At 68.8% G+C, this 22,229-nt stretch carries 14 protein-coding genes; 5 read left to right on the plus strand and 9 right to left on the minus strand.

All coding sequences use genetic code 11. The features are described 5' to 3' along the window. Nucleotides 1–423: 423 nt before the first annotated feature. The 3 genes from pks2 to SBI80_RS22195 are packed head-to-tail and all read left to right on the plus strand — an operon-like array spanning nt 424 to nt 11,242. On the plus strand, nt 424–6,726 hold the full coding sequence (gene pks2 / locus SBI80_RS22185) for a sulfolipid-1 biosynthesis phthioceranic/hydroxyphthioceranic acid synthase (RefSeq protein ID WP_318976981.1): 6,303 nt from the start codon (nt 424–426) through the stop codon (nt 6,724–6,726). A 37-nt stretch (nt 6,727–6,763) separates the two neighbouring features. Then, the gene (locus tag SBI80_RS22190; RefSeq protein ID WP_318977040.1) at nt 6,764–8,179 is read left to right on the plus strand and encodes a condensation domain-containing protein; all 1,416 of its coding nucleotides are present in this window, start codon (nt 6,764–6,766) and stop codon (nt 8,177–8,179) included. Nucleotides 8,180–8,221: 42 nt separating this feature from the next. Then, nucleotides 8,222–11,242, plus strand: a complete 3,021-nt coding sequence (locus SBI80_RS22195; RefSeq protein ID WP_318977041.1) for an MMPL/RND family transporter — start codon at nt 8,222–8,224, stop codon at nt 11,240–11,242. A gap of 3 nt (nt 11,243–11,245) precedes the next feature. Here SBI80_RS22195 and SBI80_RS22200 read toward each other — a convergent pair whose 3' ends face one another. From SBI80_RS22200 to SBI80_RS22215, 4 genes are all read right to left on the minus strand, one after another. After that, nucleotides 11,246–12,838 (minus strand): HNH endonuclease signature motif containing protein, encoded by a 1,593-nt coding sequence (locus SBI80_RS22200; protein ID WP_318976982.1) that lies wholly within the window; start codon nt 12,836–12,838, stop codon nt 11,246–11,248. A gap of 42 nt (nt 12,839–12,880) precedes the next feature. Continuing rightward, nucleotides 12,881–13,960, minus strand: coding sequence for a PE-PPE domain-containing protein (locus tag SBI80_RS22205; protein ID WP_318976983.1), 1,080 nt, complete (start codon nt 13,958–13,960; stop codon nt 12,881–12,883). Nucleotides 13,961–14,107: 147 nt separating this feature from the next. After that, on the minus strand, nt 14,108–14,758 hold the full coding sequence (locus SBI80_RS22210; protein WP_318976984.1) for a GAP family protein: 651 nt from the start codon (nt 14,756–14,758) through the stop codon (nt 14,108–14,110). Between the two features lie 28 nt (nt 14,759–14,786). Further along, nucleotides 14,787–16,520 (minus strand): AMP-binding protein, encoded by a 1,734-nt coding sequence (locus tag SBI80_RS22215; protein WP_318976985.1) that lies wholly within the window; start codon nt 16,518–16,520, stop codon nt 14,787–14,789. A gap of 173 nt (nt 16,521–16,693) precedes the next feature. Between SBI80_RS22215 and SBI80_RS22220 the strand changes: the two genes are divergently transcribed. Further along, nucleotides 16,694–17,188, plus strand: coding sequence for a flavin reductase family protein (locus SBI80_RS22220; protein WP_318976986.1), 495 nt, complete (start codon nt 16,694–16,696; stop codon nt 17,186–17,188). Between the two features lie 7 nt (nt 17,189–17,195). On the opposite strand, the gene SBI80_RS22225 is transcribed toward SBI80_RS22220, so the two are convergent. The 5 genes from SBI80_RS22225 to SBI80_RS22245 form a co-directional block, all read right to left on the minus strand. Next, the gene (locus SBI80_RS22225; RefSeq protein ID WP_318976987.1) at nt 17,196–17,357 is read right to left on the minus strand and encodes a hypothetical protein; all 162 of its coding nucleotides are present in this window, start codon (nt 17,355–17,357) and stop codon (nt 17,196–17,198) included. Between the two features lie 75 nt (nt 17,358–17,432). Beyond that, complete coding sequence (locus SBI80_RS22230) at nt 17,433–18,182, minus strand: succinate dehydrogenase/fumarate reductase iron-sulfur subunit (protein WP_318976988.1); 750 nt, start codon at nt 18,180–18,182, stop codon at nt 17,433–17,435. A 1-nt stretch (nt 18,183) separates the two neighbouring features. Continuing rightward, nucleotides 18,184–20,106: a fumarate reductase/succinate dehydrogenase flavoprotein subunit gene (locus SBI80_RS22235; RefSeq protein WP_318976989.1), complete on the minus strand. Its 1,923-nt coding sequence runs from the start codon at nt 20,104–20,106 to the stop codon at nt 18,184–18,186. A 47-nt stretch (nt 20,107–20,153) separates the two neighbouring features. Further along, nucleotides 20,154–20,975 carry a succinate dehydrogenase subunit SdhC gene (locus SBI80_RS22240; protein WP_318976990.1) on the minus strand — a complete coding sequence of 274 codons (822 nt, stop codon included), beginning with the start codon at nt 20,973–20,975 and terminating at the stop codon, nt 20,154–20,156. Between the two features lie 48 nt (nt 20,976–21,023). Continuing rightward, entirely contained in the window at nt 21,024–21,353 is a 330-nt protein-coding gene (locus tag SBI80_RS22245; protein WP_489685610.1) for an Rv0250c family protein, read from the minus strand. A gap of 81 nt (nt 21,354–21,434) precedes the next feature. Between SBI80_RS22245 and SBI80_RS22250 the strand changes: the two genes are divergently transcribed. After that, nucleotides 21,435–22,196, plus strand: coding sequence for an isocitrate lyase/PEP mutase family protein (locus SBI80_RS22250; protein WP_318976992.1), 762 nt, complete (start codon nt 21,435–21,437; stop codon nt 22,194–22,196). Nucleotides 22,197–22,229: the final 33 nt, after the last annotated feature.

Consider the following 22,229-nt stretch of genomic DNA (forward strand, 5'->3'; position numbering starts at 1 on the left):
CGAGTGGCTCCAGCACGCCCGTCGGCGTGCGTTCTACGGGGTCGTGGCCGGCGCCCGTCCCAACCACCGTCGAACGCGCCCTAGGGGGCTCGACGGGTACCTCGTGCACGCCACCGTTCTTCGCGCCGACGGCAAAGTGAGCTGTCCCGCTGACAGCGTGTCGTACTGGAACTACCAGCTGCTTTCGGGTGACGTGCAAACGGCTCAAAAGCCGTGGGCGCCTGGGTCTTCGCAGCACGCTTGACCGGGCCATGATTCGCGCGGCACCGTAAGATCGAATCGCTAAGCTACCGCTGCACGTCGACGAATTCCGAGCCCGGGGCAGTGCGGCACCGGTGAGTGCCTCCACGCCGAGGCCGTCAGGACCTTCGCGTGGCATTCGAGCGGCCTCACGTCGTGGGGCGAGAACAGGGAGAACGCACTTTGCGCGACGCCACTGCCACACCGGTTGCCGTCATCGGCATGGCCTGCCGACTGCCAGGCGGGATCGACTCACCGCGGTTGCTGTGGGAGGCGTTGCTTCGCGGCGACGACCTGGTCGGCGAGATCCCCGCGGACCGGTGGGACGCCGACGCGTACTACGACCCCGAGCCAGGGGTGCCCGGTCGCTCGATCACGCGCTGGGGTGCCTTCCTCGACGACGTCGGCGGCTTCGACTGCGACTTCTTCGGCATGACCGAACGCGAGGCGACGGCCGTCGACCCGCAGCACCGGTTGCTTCTGGAGACGTCGTGGGACGCCTTCGAACACGCCGGGCTGGACCCGTCGACGCTGGCGAACACCCAGACCGGGGTGTTCGTCGGGCTGACACACGGCGACTACGAACTGCTGTCCGCCGACATCGGCGCCGCCGAGGGCCCCTACGGCTTCAGCGGCACCAGCAACAGCTTCGCGTCGGGCCGGGTGTCCTATGCCCTCGGCCTGCACGGCCCCGCCCTGACGGTGGATACGGCGTGCTCGTCCGGCCTGATGGCCATCCATCTGGCCTGCCGCAGCCTGCACGACGGTGAGAGCGACCTGGCCGCCGCCGGTGGCGTCGCGGTGGCCCTCGAGCCGCGCAAGTCGATCGCGGGATCCCTGCAGGGCATGCTGTCGCCCAGCGGCCGCTGCCACACCTTCGACGTCGAGGCCGACGGATTCGTCTCCGGCGAGGGCGTCGTCATGTTCGTCCTCAAGCGGCTGGCCGACGCGCAGCGCGACGGTGACCGGATCCTGGCCGTGGTCCAGGGCACGGCGGCCAATCAGGACGGTCGGACCCCGAACATCGCGACGCCGTCCGAGGACGCCCAGGTCGAGGTGTACCGGGCGGCGCTGGCCGCCGGCGGCATCGACCCCGCGACCGTCGGTTTCGTCGAGGCGCACGGCACGGGAACCCCCGTCGGCGATCCGATCGAATATGCCAGTCTCGCAGCGGTTTACGGCACCGGCGGGCCCACCGCGCTCGGCTCGGCGAAGACCAACTTCGGTCACCTGCAGTCGACGTCGGGCCCGCTGGGCATGATGAAGGCCGTCCTCGCGCTGCAGCACGGCGTCGTGCCGCAGAACCTGCACTTCAACCGGTTGCCCGACGAGATCGCCGCGATCGAGACCGGCCTGTTCGTGCCGCAGACCGTCACGCCGTGGCCCCATGACGACACCCGCCCGCGCCGGGCGGCCGTCTCGTCGTACGGGATGTCGGGCACCAACGCACACGCCGTGCTCGAGCAGGCCCCCGCACGCGGTGACGAACCGGTTGCGTCGGCTCCGAAGGACGCCGAGCCGAGACTGTTTCCGCTCTCGGCGACCTCCGCCGAGCAGCTGCGCGTCACCGCGGGTCGCCTCGCCGAGTGGGTCGACGAGCAGGCCGACGTCCCGCTGGCCGACCTTGGCTACACGTTGTCGCGCCGGAGGGCCCACAAGCCGGTGCGCACCGCCGTCACCGCGGGCTCGGCGGCCGAGCTCGCCGCCGCCCTGCGCGACGTCGCCGACAGCGACGTGCCGATCGAGGCTGCCGTCGGACAGGACGACCGCGGCCCGGTGTGGGTGTTCTCCGGACAGGGTTCGCAATGGCCGCGGATGGGCACCGAGCTGCTCGCCACCGAACCGGTGTTCGCGGCGACCATCGCCAAGCTCGAGCCCGTGATCGCCGCGGAGTCGGGTTTCTCGGTCACCGAGGCCATCTCGGCGCCGCAGACCGTCACGGGCATCGACAAGGTGCAGCCCACGCTGTTCGCCATGCAGGTCTCCCTCGCCGAGACGATGAAGTCCTACGGCGTCGTTCCCGGCGCGGTCATCGGTCACTCGCTCGGTGAGGCCGCTGCGGCCGTCGTCGCGGGGGCGCTGTCGCTGGAGGACGGGCTGCGCGTCATCTGCCGGCGTTCCAAGCTGATGAACCGGGTCTCGGGCACCGGTGCCATGGCGTCGGTGGAACTACCTGCCCAGCAGGTTCTTTCAGAACTCTCCATCCGCGGAGTCAGTGACGTCGTCATCTCGGTGGTCGCCTCGCCGACGTCGACCGTGGTCGGCGGCGCCACCCAGACCGTCCGCGATCTGGTGGCGAACTGGGAGGCCAACGGGGTGATGGCCCGCGAGGTCGCGGTCGACGTGGCGTCGCACTCGCCGCAGGTCGACCCGATCCTCGACGAACTCATCGACGTGCTGGCCGACCTGGAACCGCGCAAGCCGCAGGTGCCGTATTACTCGGCGACGCTGTGGGATCCGCGTGACCGGCCGGCCTTCAACGGCGACTACTGGGCCGACAACCTCAGGTTCACCGTGCGGTTCGGGGCCGCGGTGCAGGCCGCGCTGAACGACGGGTACCGCGTCTTCGCCGAGCTGTCGCCGCACCCGCTGCTGACCCACGCCGTGCAGCAGAATGCCGGCAGCCTCGACATGCCCATCGCGGCGCTGGCAGCCATGCGCCGAGAACAGCAGCTCCCCAACGGATTACGCGGCTTCCTGGCGAACCTGTTCGCGGCGGGCGCCGCGGTCGACTTCGCCGCGATGTATCCCGGTGGCCAGCTGGTGGACGCCCCGCTGCCGACCTGGACCCACCGCGAGCTGATGCTCAGCCGCGACGGCCACGATCAGCAGACCCACGGTGCCTCGGTGCAGGCCGTGCATCCGTTGCTCGGCGCGCACGTGCACCTGTTCGAGGAACCCGAGCGTCACGTCTGGCAGGGCGAGGTGGGCACGACCGCCCACCCGTGGTTGGAGGATCACCAGATCCACAGCGTGGCAGCACTTCCCGGTGCGGCATACTGCGAGATGGCGATCACCGCCGCCCGCACCGCCCTCGGTCATGCCTCCGAGGTGCGCGACGTCCGCTTCGAACAGACGCTGCTGCTCGACGCGGAGAACGTCATCTCGGCGGGAGCCACCATGGTCGCTCCCGGCGTCCTCGACTTCACCGTGGATACCCGCACCGATGGCGATCGCATCAGGCGCGCCGGCGCGGTGTTGCACGCCCTCGCCGAAACCCCGATCCTGCCACCGGCGTACGACGTGGCGGCGCTGCTGGCCACGCACTCGATGCACATCGACGGCTCGGAACTGCGCAAGGCATTCGACGGTGTCGGCATCCAGTACGGCCCGGCGTTCTCCGGACTCACCGCGGTGCACACCGCCGACGGTGACGCGACCACGGTGCTCGCCGAGGTGGCGCTGCCCGGGTTGATCCGCTCGCAGCAGTCGGCGTATGCCACCCATCCGGCGCTGCTCGACGCCTGCTTCCAGTCGGTCGTGGTGCACCCCGACGTGCAGGCCGCCGGTGGTGGCGGCCTGCTGCTTCCGGTCGGAGTCCGGCGACTGCGCTGCCATCACCCCACCCGCAACGCCCACTACTGCGTCACCAGGGTGACGTCGTCGCGCCCGGGCGAGTGCGAGGCCGACCTGGACATCCTCGACGAGTCCGGCACGGTGCTGCTGACCGTCGAGGGGCTGCGCCTTGCGGGAGGTTCGTCGGAGAGCGAGCATGCCGGCCGTCTGCTCAACGAGCGACTGCTGTCCATCGAATGGGAACCGGCCGAGTTGCCCGACGGCGCACAGGCCGAGCCCGGTTCGTGGCTGGTGCTCGGCACGTCCGACGCGCTCGACCCGCTTGCCGTCGAGCTGGCCGGTGCGCTCGGTGTCGATGGTGCCTCGTGCGCGACGATGTCGTGGCCGCTGGGTGCCGATCCCGTCACCGAGACAGCCACGCTGCAAAGGCATCTCGCCGGGGACGGGCTGAAGTCCCTCGGCGGCGTGGTGGTGGTGACCGACGCCCCCGACGGGGGTGCCAACGACACGACGGCCCGGCTGGGTCGCGAGTACGTGGCCCACGTGGTGGCGATTGCCCGCGAGCTCGCCGAACTGCCGGGTGAGTCGCCCCGCCTCTACGTGGTGACCCGCGGCGCGGCCACCGTGCTCGACGGCGACGTCGCGAACCTGGAGCAGGGCGGCCTGCGCGGTCTGATGCGGGTCATCGACTCCGAGCACCCGCACCTGAGTGCCACGCAGATCGACGTCGACGCGGACACCGAGGCGGCCCTGGTCGCCCAGCAGCTGCGCAGCGGCGCGGAGGACGACGAGACCGCGTGGCGGGAAGGCCAGTGGTACACGGCGCGACTGCGCCCGGCCCCGCTGCGGGCCTCCGAGCGCCGCACCACGGTCGTCGAACACGAGCGCGACGGCATGCGGCTGCAGATCCGCAACCCCGGGGACGTGGAGTCGCTGGAGCTGGCGGCCTTCGACCGCAAGGCACCGGGGCCGGGGGAGATCGAGGTCGCGGTCAGCGCGTCGAGCATCAACTTCGCCGACGTCCTGGTGGCCTTCGGCCGGTACCCCACCTTCGAGGGTTACCAGCAGCAGCTCGGCATCGACTTCGCCGGCGTGGTCACCGCGGTCGGCCCAGACGTCACCGGTCACCAGATAGGCGACCGGGTGGGCGGCATGTCGCCCAACGGCTGCTGGAGCACGTTCGTCACGTGTGACGCCCGGCTGGCGATCACCCTGCCGCCGGAGATCCCGCTGGCCGAGGCCGCAGCGATTCCGACTGCGTCGGCGACGGCCTGGTACGGCCTGCACGACCTGGCCAGGATCTCCTCGTCGGACAAGGTGCTGATCCACTCCGGTACCGGTGGCGTCGGGCAGGCGGCCATCGCCATCGCGCGCGCCGCGGGCTGCGAGATCTTCGCCACGGCGGGCAGCCCGCATCGTCGACAGTTGTTGACGGACATGGGAATCGAGCACGTCTACGACTCGCGCAGCATCGACTTCGCCGAGGAGATCCGCCGCGACACCGACGGTTACGGCGTCGACGTCGTGCTCAACTCGCTGCCCGGCGCCGCGCAGCGGGTGGGCCTGGAGCTGCTGGCGTTCGGTGGGCGGTTCGTCGAGATCGGCAAGCGCGACATCTACGGGGACACCCACCTCGGGCTCTTCCCGTTCCGGCGCAACCTGTCGCTGTACGCCGTCGACCTCGCGCTGATGACGCACAGCCACCCGGAGACGGTGCGCCAGCTGCTCAGCACCGTCTACCAGCAGACCGCCGAGGGCGTGCTGCCGATGCCGCCCACCACGCACTACCCGATGACCGACGCGGCAACCGCCGTGCGGCTGATCGGCGGCGCCGGCCACAGCGGCAAGGTGGTGCTCGACATCCCGCACGAGGGCAAGAGCGTCGCCGTCGTTCCGCCGGCGCAGGTCAAGGTGTTCCGGCCCGACGGTGCCTACATCGTCACCGGTGGTCTCGGCGGCCTCGGCCTCTTCCTCGCCGGTGAGATGGCGGCGGCGGGCGCCGGACGGATCGTGCTGAACGCCCGCTCGGCCCCGAGCGCGCAGGCGCAGGAGGCGATCGACCGGCTCCGGGCGGCCGGCACCGACGTCCAGGTCGAACTCGGCGACGTCGCGGAAGCGGGGACGGCGGACCGGTTGGTTGCCGTCGCCACCGAGTCCGGGTTGCCGGTTCGCGGTGTGCTGCACGCCGCCGCGGTGGTGGAGGACGCCACGCTGACCAACATCAGCTCCGAGCTGATCGACCGGTGCTGGACGCCGAAGGTCAACGGCGCGTGGAACCTTCATCAGGCCCTGCAGAAGGTGGAGCTCTCGCAGCCGCTGGACTGGTTCTGCGCGTTCTCCTCGGCGGCGGCCCTGGTGGGCTCGCCGGGTCAGGGCGCGTACTCCGCGGCCAACAGCTGGCTGGACTCGTTCGCCCGCTGGCGGGCCGCGCAGGGCTACCCCGGCACCGCGATCGCGTGGGGTGCCTGGGCCGAGGTCGGCCGTGCCACCGCCTTCGCCGAGGACTTCGGTGTCGCGATCACCCCGGAGGAGGGCGCCCGCGCCATGGTGGCCCTGCTGAGCCACGACCGGACCTACAGCGGCTACGCGCCGCTGGTGGGAACACCGTGGCTGACGTCGTTCGCCCAGCGCAGCAAGTTCGCCGAGGGATTCCAGTCGATGAGCGGCGGCCAGAAGGACACGGGCAAGTTCCGTGCCGAACTGGAGGCTCTGCCCCGCGAGGAGTGGCCCAGCCACATCCGGCGTTTGGTGTCCGACCAGATCAGCCTGCTGCTGCGCCGCAGCATCGACCCGGACCGTCCGCTATCGGACTATGGTCTGGACTCGCTCGGCAACCTGGAACTGCGCACCCGCATCGAGACCGAGACGGGCATCCGCATCCAGCCGACCCACATCACGACCGTGCGCGGGTTGGCGGAGCACTTGTGTGAGCAGCTGGAGACCAAGGAAGCTGCTCTGGCAAGCTCGTGACGGCGAGCACGTCATGGTTCGAGCCGAGGAGGGAACGTTGCGGGTAGGGCCGTTGGAAGTTGGGACGCTCACGGACTGGGAGCCGAGTGCCGGTACGGCCATCTCGTGGCAGCCGTCGCCCGCGGCGCTCGCCGCGGCGGCGGAGGCGCCCACGAGCGACGTGCCCGTCAGCTACATGCAGGCACAGCACATCCGCGGTTTCTACGACCAGCGGGCAGTCGGGCTGGACTACTCGCGGCTGATGATCGTCAGCTGCGACGCACCGGGCCGGTGCGACGTGCGTGCGATGACCTACGTCATCAACGCGCATCTGCGCCGCCACGACACCTACCGCAGCGTGTTCTCCTATTCCGGTGACGGCCCCATCGAGCGGCGCACCATCGCCGATCCCGCCGACATCGAGTTCGTGCCCGTCCGCCACGGCGAGCTGACGCTCGAGCAGGCCAGGGAGATCCTGGTGCAGACCCCGGATCCCTTGCAGTGGGACTGCTTCCGGTTCGGCATCGTCCAGGGCGAGGACCACTTCACGTTCTTCGCCAGCATCGACCACGTCCACGTCGACGCGATGATCGTCGGCACCACGCTGGTCGAGTTCCACATGATGTACCTCGCGCTGGTCGGCGGCCACCCGCCGATCCCGTTGCCCGAGGCGGGCAGCTACGACGAGTTCTGCCGTAAGCAGCTGCGGTTCACCGAGGCACTGACCGCCGATTCGCCGCAGGTGAAGTCGTGGATCCAGTTCGCCGAGGGCAACGACGGCGACATGCCTGGCTTCCCGCTGCCGCTGGGTGACCCGTCGGTCCTCGACCTCGCCGACATCGTCACCGCCACCATGCTCGACGAGGAGCAGACGGCGCGGTTCGAGTCCGCGTGCACCGCTGCCGGGGCGCGCTTCATCGGCGGCGTGCTGGCCTGCACGGCGTTGGCCGAACACGAATTGACCGGCGCCGACACCTATTACGGGCTGACCCCCAAGGACACCCGCCGCACCCCGACGGACATGGCGACGCAGGGTTGGTTCACCGGGCTGATCCCCGTCACCGTGCCGATCGCCGACACCAGCTTCGGCGAGGCCGCGCGCACCGCGCAAACGTCGTTCGACACCGGCACCAGCCTGGCCGAGGTGCCCTACGCCCGCGTCCTCGAACTGGCCCCGCACCTGCGCAAGCCGCGGCCCAACTTCCCCGTCGTCAACTTCCTCGACGCGGGCACCGCCCCGCTGTCGGTCCTGCTGACCGCGGATCTCGGCGACCTCAACATCGGCATCTACAGCGACGGCCGGTTCTCCTATCAGCTGAGCATCTACGTGATGCGGGTGGCCAACGAGACCGCCGTGGCGGTGATGTTCCCCGACAATCCAGAGGCCCAGGAATCGGTGGCGCGCTACCTCGCGGCGCTGAAGTCGGTCTTCGAGCGGGTCGCCGAGAGCGGGCACTGGCGCAATGTGGCTTGAGCCGCTTGAGCCTCATTTCTTCACTACTGCGGAGGTAAGCGCATCTTCGAACGGCTAGGTCAGTTCGTCTCCAGGTGGCCGTGGGTCGTCGTCGCGTGCTGGGCGGTACTGGCATTGGCGTTGCCGCTGACGGTGCCGTCGCTGACGGTGATGTCGGAGCGCAACCCCGTCGCGATCCTGCCCGCCGACGCACCGTCATCGGTGACGGCGAAGGAGATCACCGAGACCTTCAAGGAGGCGGGCTCGGAGAACATCCTGGTCGTCTTGCTCACCAACGACCACGGTCTGGGCCAGGCGGACGAGAAGGTCTACGCGACCCTCGTCGACCGGTTGCGCCAGGACAACGCCGACGTCCAGATGTTGCAGGACTTCGTCAGCACCCCCGAGCTGCGGCAGGTGATGGCCAGCCAGGACGGCAAGGCGTGGATCCTGCCCGTCGGGCTGGCCGGTGAGCTGGGCACCCCGGAGTCCTACACCGCGTACACGCGGGTCGCGAACATCGTCAGGCACACCGTCGACGGCACCTCGCTCACGGCGAACCTGACCGGACCCGCCTCCACCGTCGCCGACCTGACCGTCGCGGGAGCCAACGACCGGCTGCCCATCGAGCTGGCCATCACGATCCTGCTGCTGATCATCCTGGCGGTCATCTACCGCAATCCGGCGACCATGATGCTGCCGCTGGTCACCATCGGGGCGTCGCTGCTGACGGCGCAGGGGGTGGTCGCCGCCATCTCGCTGTTCACCGGCCTGGCCATCTCGAATCAGACCATCGTCTTCCTGAGCGCGATGATCGCCGGCGCCGGAACCGATTACGCCGTCTTCCTGATCAGCCGATATCACGACTACGTGCGCCTCGGCGATGACCCGATCCGGGCCGTCCAGAAGGCGATGGTGTCGATCGGCAAGGTCATCGCTGCGTCGGCGGCGACCGTCGGCGTCACCTTCCTCGGCATGGGCTTCGCCAAACTCGGGGTGTTCTCCACCGTCGGCGTGGCGCTCGCGGTGGCGATCGCCGTCGCGTTCCTGGCGGCGGTCACCCTGTTGCCCGCGGTACTGGTGCTGGCCGGCCCGCGCGGCTGGGTCAAGCCCCGCGGCGAGCTCACCGCCAGGTTCTGGCGCCGCACCGGCGTCCGCATCGTGCGCCGGCCGGCCCGGCACCTGGTGGCCAGCCTGGTCATCCTGCTGGCACTGGCCAGCTGCGCCGGTCTGGCGAACTTCAACTACGACGACCGCAAGCAGCTGCCCGATTCGGTGGAGAGCTCGATCGGCTACGCCGCCCTCGAGCGGCACTTCCCGGTCAACCAGACCATCCCCGAGTACCTGTTCATCACCTCGAAGAACGACCTGCGCACCCCGCAGGCGCTCGCCGACCTGGAGCAGATGGCGCAGCGCGTCAGCCAGATCCCCGGCATCGCCATGGTCCGCGGTGTCACCCGGCCGACGGGGCAGTCGCTCGAGGAGGCCAGGGCGACGTACCAGGCGGGCCAGGTCGGCAATCAGCTCGGCGGCGCGTCGGATCTGATCAACGGCAGCACGGGTGACCTGAACCGGCTGGCTTCGGGCGCAAACCAGATGGCCGACGGCCTTGGTGGCGCGCGCGGGCAGATCAACCAGGCCGTTGGCAGCGTGCGCACCCTCATCGACACCCTCGCGACCGTGCAGGGCCAGTTCGGTGGTGGCACCACGCTGAGCCAGTTCGGCGACGCGAAGAAGATCATCGCGGGCATCCGCCAACTCGGACAGCTGATGGAGACCAGCTTCGCGAACTACAACGCCGACTTCGCGTGGCTCGATCCGGTGATCGCGTCGCTGGACGCCAGCCCGGTGTGCAACGCCAACCCGGTCTGCATCACCGCGCGGGGGCAGTTCTACCGGCTGCAGGCCGCCCGTGACGACGGGTCGCTGCAGAAGATGGTGACGCTGGCCAAGCAGCTGCAGAACACCGGGCCGCTGGACAAGCTCTCCGACACCGTCGACACGTTGAGCTCGTCGCTGGAGAACGCGACCGTCGCCCTGAACAAGCTGGGCGTCACCGACGCCCGCAGTGCCCGCGTTCAGGTGGGCACGGTGCAGAAGAAGGCCAACGACCTGGCCGGGGCCAGCCGTCAGATCGCCGACGGCGTGCAGCTGCTGGTGGATCAGACCAAGCGGATGGGCGTTGGACTCGACCAGGCGTCGAGCTTCCTGATGTCGATGGGGCAGAACGCCTCCGACCCATCGATGGCCGGGTTCAACATCCCGGCGCAGGTGCTGGGCACCGACGACTTCAAGAAGATGGCCCGGCTGTTCATCTCGCCCGACGGGCACTCGGTGCGGTACTTCGTGCAGACCGACCTCAACCCGTTCAGCACCGAGGCCATGGATCAGGTCAACACCATCCTGGCGACGGCCAAGGGCGCTCAACCGAATACCTCGCTGTCGGATGCGTCGATCTCGATGTCCGGGTATCCGGTCACGCTGCGCGACACCCGCGACTACTACGACCACGACATCAAGCTGATCGTCTCGGTGACGGTGATCGTGGTGCTGCTGATCCTGACGCTGCTGTTGCGGGCGGTGGTGGCGCCGCTGTACCTGGTGGGGTCGGTTGTGCTGTCCTACCTGTCCGCCCTCGGCATCGGGGTGCTGTTCTTCCAAGTCATCCTCGGGCAGCAATTGCATTGGAGCGTGCCAGGTTTGGCGTTCGTGGTGCTGGTAGCGGTGGGTGCCGACTACAACATGCTGCTGGCCTCGCGGCTGCGCGAGGAATCCGGGATGGGCGTGCGCTCGGGGGTGATCCGGACGGTGCGGTCCACCGGCGGCGTCATCACCGCGGCGGGGCTGATCTTCGCGGCGTCGATGTTCGGGCTGCTGTTCTCCAGCATTGGCGTCGTCGTGCAGGGCGGCTTCGTCATCGGCATCGGCATCCTCGTCGATACGTTCCTGGTGCGCAGCATCACCGTGCCCTCGATCGCCGCGCTGCTGGGCCGCGCCAGCTGGTGGCCGTCTCGCCCGTGGGAGAAGGATCTCCGCGAGGAGCCGGAGGAACGCAAGACGGTGTTCGACGCCGTCGCCGACTGACGGTCAGAACGGCGGCGCGCCGCCGTCGTCGGTGTGCGTCGGTGGTGGCGGCAGCCAGTCGGCGCCGATGTCCTGGTCTTCGCTGTGGTCGTTGGCCCACGTGCACCACGGGCTGGTGCTGGGATGGCCGCCCTTGAACACCAGCAGCCGTCGGCGGACGTCGTTGCGCCACGCGCGAAGGTCGATCTCGTGGGCCCTGGCCCGGTTGCAGCGGCGGGTCTCGGCGTTGACGGGGCGTCGAGCTTGAAGCTCGTTGCGCCGCCTACTCGTGTCCGCGCCCTTCTCCCTGCGACGGCTGCGCCGGCGAGGTTTGGGTTCGGCGCAGGCCGGTGCCAGATCGGGGAACAGGTCGACGCCTGCTGGCGTGGTGCGGTAGACCCGGCCGGTGGGTGAGGTGAGCACGACGGTGCCGTCGGACAGCTGCTCGTCGCGCCAGCCGGCCGGCCCACCGTGAAAGGTCTTGAGCCGGTGATGTTCTCGGCAGTAGCACTTGGTGTTGCGCGGTGTGGTCTGCCCGCCGATGTGCGGGTAGGCGTGGTCGAAGGGCACGGTGTGGTCGATGTCCGCGCGCCAGGCGGGGCGATCGCAACCCGGGAACCTGCACGTGAGGTCGCGGCAGCGGACGAACCGTGCGAGCGCGGCGCCGGGTTGGTAACTCCGCGCAGCCGCACCGTCGGCGGATGGTTCGCCGACCGTGCGCACGGCAGCGTGGTCGGCCAGTCGACGGACCTCGTCGGCGTCGATCACTCCGTAACCGTCGAGGTAACCCGGTCGTGCACCGCGCCCGAACACGGTGTCCTCGGTGGCGATGACGTTGATGACGAATCTCGAGGGTCGAGCCGGGCCGTCGACGACGCGCCTGGGGCAGTCGCGCAGGGTGCACTCGCAGGTCAGCTCGCGCCCGTCACCGAGCGCCACAAGGGCGTCGGCGCGCCTCTGGTCGAGGGTGCGCGGGTCGGCTGGGCAGACCGCCCCGGCGAGTTCGGTGAGCCGCCTGTCGAAGACGGCCGCGGCGGTGGCGGGAAGGGTGCCGCGCAGGTGGGCCATGCCGTTGGGCTGGCTGCTGACGGTGACGTGGCGCGCGGTGTCGGCGGTGACGCGACGCTCCTTGACGCTGGCGGAGTCCAGCTGGTGCACGGCAGCGTCGACCGCGTTGACGACCCGCCGGCGCGACCAGGACTGCCAGGCTTCGATGCGGTCGGCCAGCAACCGGTCGAGCATCGGCATCATCTCCCGGTCGACGAGCTCGGTGCGGCTGACGAGCAGATGTGTCGTGCGCCAGTCGATCCGGCCTTGGGCCAGCAGCGCGGCGATCTCCGGCAGGCGGGTGTCGAGGGCCTCGGCGTGACCCACCATGGTGCTGGCGGTCAACGGGGCCAGATTCATCACGGCGGCCACCTCGGCGGCGGTGCGGGCGAAGCCCGTGATGACCGCATACCCAGGGTCATCCGCAGCCGGGGAGTCCTCGGCCTCGGCAGTCCGGTGACGCAGTAGTTCCCCGATCGCCGACATGCGGGCCGCGATCACCGCGGACTCGCGCCGGTGGCAGTCCTCGAGCACCCCGATGAGCGCAACCGGCGATCGCGTCTCGAACATGTGTTCGAGTATGCCACCAACCTACGACATGTTGCGCACCCGTCAGGGCAGGGGCGGCAGGAAGCTGCGCACTTGGGCGAACGTGCCCTCGATGGTGTCCTTCGTGGCCGGATCGAGGATGCCGATCGGGTCCATGCCGTGCACCGGGTCCACCGACACCGGCCGGTTGTTCGGGTCGTCGTAGCGCGAGTACCCCGAGTCGACGATCGGCTGCAGCACGCTGTCGATCTGGTCGACGAAGCCGTCGGACATGCCGAGGTAGCGCAGCGGCAGCGTCAACGGCAGGTGGTTCACCGGGATCAGGTACGTGGTGGTGGTCGCGCCCTTGGAGTTCACCGTGGTGCGCATGTTCTGCGGCGGCACGTCACCGGGACCGGTGAACGCGGCCGGGGTGTGCACGATCGCCGAGGCGGCGAACGCGTTGAGACCCGAGATCAGGTTGTCCGGACGGTCCGGGAAGTCCGAGAGCCCGTCGTAGGTCGCCACCACGCGGTTGGAGTCGTACTGGCTGTCGACCTGCTTGGGCATCGTGTAGTCGATGAACGGGATGTAGCTGCCTGGCGGGAACATGCCGGCCAGGAAGCTCTTGCCGAAGGCGTGGTAGCCCGTCGGGTCGCCGATCGTGGTGAACTGCAGCTTGTCGCGCGGCGGCGCCTTCGGGTCGTTCGCCAGCCGCACCTGCTCCTGGTCCAGCGCCAGGGTGCCCTGCGACAGGCCGACGGCCGCGGCTGGCTGATCGCCGCCGCGGACCGCCTTGTCCAGGCTGTTGGTTGCGTCCTTGGCGGCCACGCCGATGGACACCCGGTCCGGGGAGTAACCCTGCGGCAGCAGCATCGACGGCACCCAGCTGAACGGCGCACCGGCCGGATAGTCGATGAGGTCGCGCTTGGCGCCGGGGAAGTACTCGTTGCCGGCGCGGTTGGTGTAGTCCACCCACGGGATGCCAGGCGGACGTGCACCACCGAGGGCGTAGACGACCTGCGCAGTGGAGGCGTCACCCACGGGCGACGGCGTCGGGTACGGGGCGAAGGGAGCAGGATCGGCGATCGCCACGCCGGTACCGAATCCACCTGCCGAACCGACGACTCCCAGCGCCAGCGCTCCTGCGAGTAGTCGTCTCAAAGTCTTCTTCCTGGATCGCCCGGATGCCGATGCGGCCACGAAAACCGCGATCAATGACCGGTTTTCGTCTGCCACGTTACTGCAGCCCGATGCGTGGCGCACCACCCGAGGTGTGGCGACGTGCTGTGAATCATCTGCAGGAGGGCGCTACAGGCCGACCGATCCGGCGATGACCAGGAGCACACCGATCCCCGCCAACAGCGCGGCCACGTCGCGGCGGCGCCGCGACCGCAGCCACCGGTGCAGGCCGTCCATCGCCGTGCGCGTCGGGTCCGGCGCCACCAGGTAGGCGACCAGCGGGATCTCGACCAGGGCGAATGCGACGACGTTGAACGCCACTAGCGCCCCTAGCTGTGTCGTTGCGCAAGCTCCCGAGGCAAGGATGACGGCGAGCGCCGCCAGGTAGTCGACGGACGGCAGCGCGATGCCCAGACCAGCCAGCGCGGCCACCCATAGCGAGCTGCCGTTGGCCAGCCGGCGGCCCCACGTCGCCAGCCGGCCCTCCTCGTCGGTGCCCGGGAGCCGGACCCCGGTGGCCAGGATGGCGGCCACTAGCAGCGCCAATACGCCGATCACGATCTGCACCTTGGGCAGGGTGAAGTGCCGCGACCCCAGCAACGCCGGCCGCAGTACGAATAGGACGAGCAGGCCGACCGAGACGCCCATCGCGAAACCGCCGCAGAGGAACGCGACCAGTTGCCGCAGCGGCCGCGGCCGGTTGAGCATCAGCACCGTCATGCCGATGCGGAAGGGTTCCAGGCTGACGGCGACCGCCATCACCAGCAGGGTCAGCCACATCGGGTCGACGCCGGATCCCGCGGACCGGCTAGGCGTCCACCCTTGTGAACTGCCCGGCGCGGTACTGCTCGACGCACGCGGCGCGACGCACCTTGCCGCTGGTGGTGGTGGGAATCGAGCCAGGGGGCACCAGCACCAGGTCGGCGGCGTTGAGGCCGTGGTGCGCCGAGATGGCGGCCGTGACGTCGTTCTTGACGGCGCCGAGCTTGGCCATCGCCTCCGCTTCGGAGTCGCCGCGCTTCTTGATTTCGATGATGGTGACGAGCTTCTCCTCGTGGTCCACCGACACCGGGATCGCTGCGACGCGGCCTCCGGTGATCTCCTGGACCGTGGCCTCGATGTCTTCGGGGTAGTGGTTGCGCCCGTAGACGATCAGCAGGTCCTTCATCCTGCCGACGATGAACATCTCGTCCTCGGAGATGAAGCCCAGGTCACCGGTCCGCAGCCATGGCCCTTCCGGCGTGCCCTCGGTGGGCGAGGTCAGCGTGCCGCCGAAGGTCCGCGCGGTCTCTTCGGGCTTGCGCCAGTACCCCTGGGCGACGTTGTCGCCGTTGACCCAGATCTCGCCGACGCCCCCCGCGGGGCACTCGACGCCGGCCTCGGGGTCGACGATCCGGACGTAGGGGGAGTCCGGCACCCCGTAGCTGATCAGCGGGGTTCCGCTGGCGACGCGGGCCGCGGTGCCGTCGGCCAGCTGGTCGGTGTCGAACTGCACGATCTCCGGCGGCTGCCCCGACGACCGGCTGGCGACATACACGGTCGCCTCGGCCAGGCCGTAGGAGGGCCGCATCATGTCCTCGCGGAAGCCGAACTTGGCGAACCGCTCGACGAAGCGGTTCAGCGTGGCGGGGTGCACCCGCTCGGCGCCGCTGACCAGGCTGAGCACGCCGCTCAGGTCGAGCCCGGCCAGGTCGTCGTCGGTGGTCTTGCGGACCGCGAGTTCGAAGGCGAAGTTGGGCCCGGCCGAGAAGACGTGGGGATGGGTGGCCAGCGCCTGCACCCACCGGGCGGGTCGCTGCAGGAAGGCGATCGGGCTGGTCAGTTCGCTGCGGTACCCGCCGAGGATCGGTCCGCAGACGCCGAGGATCAGGCCCATGTCGTGGTAGAAGGGTAGCCAGGACACGATGGTGGTGTCCGGCGGCGCGATGCCCCCGTACTGGACGAAGTAGTGGGCCATCAGCTGCTCGAAGTTGGCCTGCAGATTGCGGTGCGAGATCATCACACCGGCCGGCAGTCGCGTCGAGCCGGAGGTGTACTGCAGGTAGGCGGTCTCCGGCGCATCCTTGATGCGGGGGCCGGACCCGTTGCGTCCGTCCAGGTCGAGGCCGTCGACGGCGATCACCACCGGCTCCACGTCGCTGGTCGAGTCGCCGAGGTACTCGGTGACGCTGGGCGCCACGGCCTTGGTGGTCAGGATGACGGTCGGCGACGTGTCGGCCAGCACCGCACTCACGCGTTCGTCGTGCGCGCCGAACGACGGCACCGACAGCGGGACGGCGATCAGCCCGGCCTGCATCGCGCCGAGGAAGGCGGCGATGTAGTCCAACCCCTGCGGGGCCAGGATCACCGCACGGTCGCCGACGGCACCGTGGCGAGCCACCTCGGTGGCGACGTTGATGGTGCGGCGGTAGGCCTGCGCCCAGGTCAGGGTCTCGGCGACGCCGGCCCAGTCCTGGTCGTAGTCGGTGTAGGTGAACGCCTTGTCGTCGGGCTGGAGGCCGGCACGCTCGCGCAGCAGGGAGAGGAGAGTCGGCTGGGGCATGCGCGTCAGATTACCGCCAGGTATTCGGCCGTGTGATCTTGCGGTGCGCCTCCCGGAACGCTGTGAAGGCGAGGTTTGGCCGCTTGTGTTCACGTCGATCCTGACCATGGCCGCGAACCGTCTTCGCGACGACAATGGCGACCGACCCGGATACTCGTAGAGATGGAGTTGTCATGAGCGGCACCGACCTGAGCCCGACCTCGTTGCGTGAGGCGTACGGGCACTTTCCGTCGGGCGTGATCGCGATCGCCGCCGAGGTCGACGGCGTGCGCGTCGGCTTGGCCGCCAGCACCTTCGTCCCGGTGTCGCTGGATCCGCCGCTGGTGGCGTTCTGCGTGCAGAACAGCTCGACGACGTGGCCCAAGCTGGTTGATTTGCCCTACCTGGGAATCAGCGTGCTCGGGGAGTCGCATGACGCGGCGGCGAAGACATTGGCGGCCAAGACGGGTGACCGCTTCGCGGGGCTGGACACGCGGTCGTCCGACCGGGGTGCGGTGTTCATCCATGGCACCAGCGTGTGGCTGGAGAGTGCCATCGAGCAGCTGGTGCCCGCTGGCGATCACACGATCGTGGTGCTGAGGGTCCACGACATCACCGTGCACGACGATCCGGACATCGAAGCGCCGATCGTGTTCCACCGCAGCGCGTTTCGCCGCCTGGGCGGCTGATGACCGGCTACGGTCGGGCGCCGAGCTCCTCGCGGTAGCGCTGGATCCGCTTGTCGAGCTCGGCTGCGTCGTCGCGCCTGTCCTCCTTGCGGGCCAGCTCGGCACGCGCTGTCAACTCGCGGATGGCCGTGCGAATGTCGTTGACGCTCTTGATTTCTCCAGTTTTCACCAGATTGCCCCTTCGTCGCTGAATAGGCTTCTTGCCGCTCTTTCCGAGACTACGCCGCCTGGTGCCGGCCGTGGTTCATCTCTTGAAGAGCTTGTTGCCCAACCAGACGATCGGGTCGTACTTGCGGTCGGCGACGCGCTCCTTCATCGGAATCAGGGCGTTGTCGGTGATCTTGATGTGTTCCGGGCAGACCTCGGTGCAGCACTTGGTGATGTTGCACAGGCCGAGGCCGAACTCCTCCTGGGCCATGTCCTTGCGGTCGGCGACGTCCAGGGGATGCATGTCGAGCTCGGCGATGCGCATGTGGAACCGCGGACCCGCGAAGTTCTCCTTGTTCTCCTCGTGGTCGCGCACCACGTGGCAGACGTTCTGGCACAGGAAGCACTCGATGCACTTGCGGAACTCCTGGCTGCGGTTCACGTCCTCCTGCTGCATCCGGTACTCCCCGGGCTGCAGGTCCTTCGGTGGGGTGAACGACGGGATCTGGCGCGCCTTCTCGTAGTTGAACGACACGTCGGTGACCAGGTCGCGCATGATCGGGAAGGTGCGCAGCGGGGTCACGGTGACGGTCTCGTCCTCGCCGAAGGTCGACATCCGCGTCATGCACATCAACCGCGGCCGGCCGTTGATCTCCGCCGAACAGGAACCGCACTTGCCGGCCTTGCAATTCCACCGCACGGCGAGGTCGGGTGTCTGGGTGGCCTGCAAGCGATGGATGATGTCGAGCACTACCTCGCCGTCGTTGACCTCGACCGTGTAGTCCTTCAATTCCCCGCCGTCGTCGTCGCCGCGCCACACTCGCAGCTTCGCGTCGTATGCCGCCATGTCAGGCCTTCCGTTCGGGGTGCTCGGCCAATTGATCGTCGGTGTAGTACTTCTCGAGTTCGGTCAGCTCGAAGGTCGCAAGCAGATCCGGCCGCATCGGAGGCTGCTGCTCGGGCGTCACGGTGACCTCGGGGACGACCGCCTCGGTGCCCGCGCCGACCTGGTCGACCTTGCACACCAGGATCTTGTTGCGCCACGCCGCGTCCATTTGCGGGAAGTCGTCGCGGGTGTGCCCACCGCGGCTCTCGGTGCGCTGCAGCGCCGCCTTGGCGACGCACTCGCTGACCAGCAGCATGTTGCGCATGTCGATGGCCAGGTGCCAGCCGGGGTTGAACACCCGGCCGCCCTCCACGGTGACGTTGGCGTACCGGGACTTCAGCTCGTTGATCTTGACCAAGGCCTCCTGCAGCTCACCCTCCTTGCGGATGATGCCGGCCAGATCGTTCATCGACTGCTGCAGTTCGGCATGCAGCGTGTACGGGTTCTCCGGGTTCTCGTGTGCGTCGAACGGCGACAGCGCCAGCGTGGCGGCGTCGTCGATGGCCTGGGCGGACACCTTCGGCCGCTCCGGCAGTCCCCGCACGTAGTCCGCGGCACCCAACCCGGCCCGCCGGCCGAACACCAGCAGATCCGACAGCGAGTTGCCGCCGAGCCGATTGGACCCGTGCATGCCGCCTGAGCACTCGCCGGCTGCGAACAGGCCGGGGGTCGCCGCACCGCCGCTGTCGGGGTCGACCTCGATGCCACCCATCACGTAGTGGCAGGTCGGCCCGACCTCCATCTCGTCCTTGGTGATGTCGACCTCGGCCAGCTCGATGAACTGGTGGTACATCGAGGGCAGCCGCCGCTTGATCTCCTCGGCCGGCATGCGCGAGGCGATGTCGAGGTACACGCCGCCGTGGGGCGTGCCGCGGCCGGCCTTGACCTCTTCGTTGATGGCGCGGGCGACCTCGTCGCGCGGCAGCAGGTCAGGGGTGCGACGGGCGGAGTCGTTGTCCTTGAGCCACTGGTCGGCCTCCTCCTCGGTCTCGGCGTACTGGCCCTTGAAGACGTCGGGGATGTAGTCGAACATGAACCGCTTGCCCTCGGAGTTCTTCAGCACTCCGCCGTCGCCGCGCACCCCCTCGGTGACGAGGATGCCCTTCACCGACAGCGGCCAGACCATGCCGGTCGGGTGGAACTGGATGAACTCCATGTTGATCAGACCCGAGCCCGCGCGCAGGGCCAGTGCATGCCCGTCGCCGGTGTACTCCCAGGAGTTCGACGACACCTTGAACGACTTGCCGATGCCGCCGGTCGCCAGCACCACGGCCGGCGCCTCGAACAGCACGAACTTGCCGGTCTCGCGGTAGTACCCGAAGGCGCCCGCCACCTTGCCGTCGTCGAGGATCAGGTCGGTGATCGAGGTTTCGTGGAAGACCCGGATGCGGGCGTCGTAGTCACCCAGTTCGCGCTTGTCCTCCTGCTGCAGCGAGACGATCTTCTGCTGCAGGGTGCGGATGATCTCCAGACCGGTGCGATCGCCGACGTGGGCCAGCCGCGGGTAGGTGTGCCCGCCAAAGTTGCGCTGGCTGATCTTGCCGTCCTTGGTGCGGTCGAAGAGCGCCCCGTAGGTCTCCAGCTCCCACACCCGGTCGGGGGCCTCCTGCGCGTGCAGTTCGGCCATCCGCCAGTTGTTGAGGAACTTGCCGCCGCGCATGGTGTCGCCGAAGTGCACCTGCCAGGAGTCCTTGGTGTTGACGTTGCGCATCGCCGCCGCGCAGCCGCCCTCGGCCATCACGGTGTGCGCCTTGCCGAACAGGGACTTGGTCACCACCGCGACGCGCAGGCCGCGCTCGCGGGCCTCGATCACCGCGCGCAGTCCAGCGCCGCCGGCGCCGATCACGACCACGTCGTATTCGTGCCGTTCGACTTCAGCAGCCATCTATGTGTTCCTCGCTAGCTCGTGAATTGCGTTGTCGGACTGCAGGATCAACCGACGAACCTGAGGTCGGAGATGGTGCCGCTGGCCACCAGCATGACGTAGAAGTCGGTCAGCATCAGCGTGCCGAGCGTGACCCACGCATACAGCTTGTGCCGGGTGTTGAGCCTGCTGACCTGGCCCCACATCCAGTAGCGCACGGGGTGCTTGGAGAAGTGCTTGAGCCTGCCGCCCACGACGTGGCGGCAGGAGTGGCAGGACAGCGTGTACACCCACAGCATGACGACGTTGACGACGAGAATGACGTTGCCCAAACCGAATCCGAAGCCCGACGGCGACTGGAAGGCGTTGATCGCGTCGTAGGTGTTGATCACCGAGATGATGGCGGCGATGTAGAAGAAGTACCGGTGGGTGTTCTGGATGATCAGCGGGAGCCGCGTCTCGCCGGTGTACTTGGCGTGCGGTTCGGCCACCGCACAGGCCGTCGGCGACTGCCAGACCGACCGGTAGTAGGCGCCGCGGTAGTAGTAGCAGGTCAACCGGAACAGCAGCAGGAACGGCAGCGACAGTGCGGCATACGGCAGCCACCACACGTCGGGCAGGATCTGCGGCCAGAAGTGACTGGCCTCCGGGGTGCAGCCCTTGCTGATGCACGGCGAGTAGAACGGCGTCAGATAGTGGTATTCGGCGACGTAGTAGTTGTTCTGGAGGAACGCCCGCACGGTCGCGTAGATCACGAACGCCGCGAATCCCAGGTCCGTGATGAGCGGCGAACGCCACCACTGATCGGTCCGCAGCGTGCGTTGCGAGATCTGCGCTCGCGTCGGTGAGAAGACACCTGTGCCGTGGCGGTCGGCGGTGGGTGCGCTCAAGGGGTCCTCACTTCATCGTGTGGTGTCGGAATCTGGTCGATCGGTGGTCTAGCGCGTGCCCCCGAGGCCCTCGTCGTCGACGTCCTGCCAGAAGTCGCTGGCGTACTGCGTGTCCGGGATGCCGATCTTCTCGAGCGTGCGGTGGTGCTGGCTCACCCCGCGAACGAGGTTCAACTCCTCGGCGTCGATGTCGAGTCGGTCGACGTCGTTGAGGATGCGCTCGGCGTCGTTGACGATCCGGCGCATCGCCGTGCTGTCGCCGTAACGTGAGGCGAGTGACGTCACGCAGCGGCGTAGGCCGCCGATCAGCTCGTGTAGCTGGTCGAGTTCGGTGGTAGTGGACAACGGAGTTGACCTCCTTGGGCTGAAGGGTGTCATGGATCACAGTACGACAATCGATGCTAGTCACAGTTGGACTCGAGAGTGAGACAGGTCACGTCCGAGAGTGGAGGTTGGAGAGTGTCGAAAGAGGTCTTGCAGGAGCGCGCGGCCGCGCTGAAGGCGCTTCACGTGCCGGGTGACCCGGTGGTTCTGCCCACGGTGTGGGACGCGTGGTCGGCGACGCTGGCCGTCGACGCGGGGTTTGCCGCATTGACGATCGGCAGTCATCCGGTGGCCGATTCGGTCGGCAAGGACGACGGCGAGGGCATGTCGTTCGCGGATCTGACCGCGCGCGTCGCGCAGATCACCGGCGCCGTCGACGTCCCGATCTCGGTCGACGTCGAATCGGGTTACGGCGAGGCGCCACAGCGCCTCATCGAGGGCTTGCTCGCGGCCGGTGCGGTCGGGTTGAACGTCGAGGACACCGTCCACCGGGAGGGCAAGCGACTGCGCACGCCGGAGGAACACGCGGCACTGGTCGGGGAGCTGCGGGCGGCCGCCGACGCGGCGGGGGTGCCGGTGGTGATCAACGCCCGCACGGATCTGTTCATCCGCAACGACGGTGAGGATGCCGATCGCGTCGACCGGGCCGTCGCGCGCCTGAAACTCGCCGCCGAGGCAGGGGCCGACAGCCTCTACCCGGTGGGCAGGCACGATCCGGAGACGATGCGCCGCCTGACCTCGGAGCTCCCCCTGCCGGTCAACGCGATCGCGCTGCCCGACACCGACGATCCCGCGTCCTTCGGCCCGCTCGGGGTGGGCCGGATCAGCTTCGGCCCGTTCTTCCAGCGGGTGCTTTCGGGGCATGCGGAGACGCTGCTGGGGCGCTGGCGGACGTGAGGAGCCATCTGGCCTGGCGGACGTAGTTCATGC

The sequence above is a fragment of the Mycolicibacterium sichuanense genome (assembly GCF_033741125.1).
Taxonomy (GTDB): Bacteria; Actinomycetota; Actinomycetes; order Mycobacteriales; family Mycobacteriaceae; genus Mycobacterium.

Coding starts and splice junctions, on each gene's coding strand:
- SBI80_RS22200 (WP_318976982.1), bottom strand. CDS start 12,838: ATGTTCGAGACGCGATCGCCGGTTGCGCTCATCGGGGTGCTCGAGGAC.
- SBI80_RS22215 (WP_318976985.1), bottom strand. CDS start 16,520: ATGCCCCAGCCGACTCTCCTCTCCCTGCTGCGCGAGCGTGCCGGCCTC.
- SBI80_RS22230 (WP_318976988.1), bottom strand. CDS start 18,182: ATGGCGGCATACGACGCGAAGCTGCGAGTGTGGCGCGGCGACGACGAC.
- SBI80_RS22245 (WP_489685610.1), bottom strand. CDS start 21,353: ATGACACCCTTCAGCCCAAGGAGGTCAACTCCGTTGTCCACTACCACC.
- SBI80_RS22235 (WP_318976989.1), bottom strand. CDS start 20,106: ATGGCTGCTGAAGTCGAACGGCACGAATACGACGTGGTCGTGATCGGC.
- SBI80_RS22210 (WP_318976984.1), bottom strand. CDS start 14,758: ATGTGGCTGACCCTGCTGGTGATGGCGGTCGCCGTCAGCCTGGAACCC.
- SBI80_RS22220 (WP_318976986.1), top strand. CDS start 16,694: ATGAGCGGCACCGACCTGAGCCCGACCTCGTTGCGTGAGGCGTACGGG.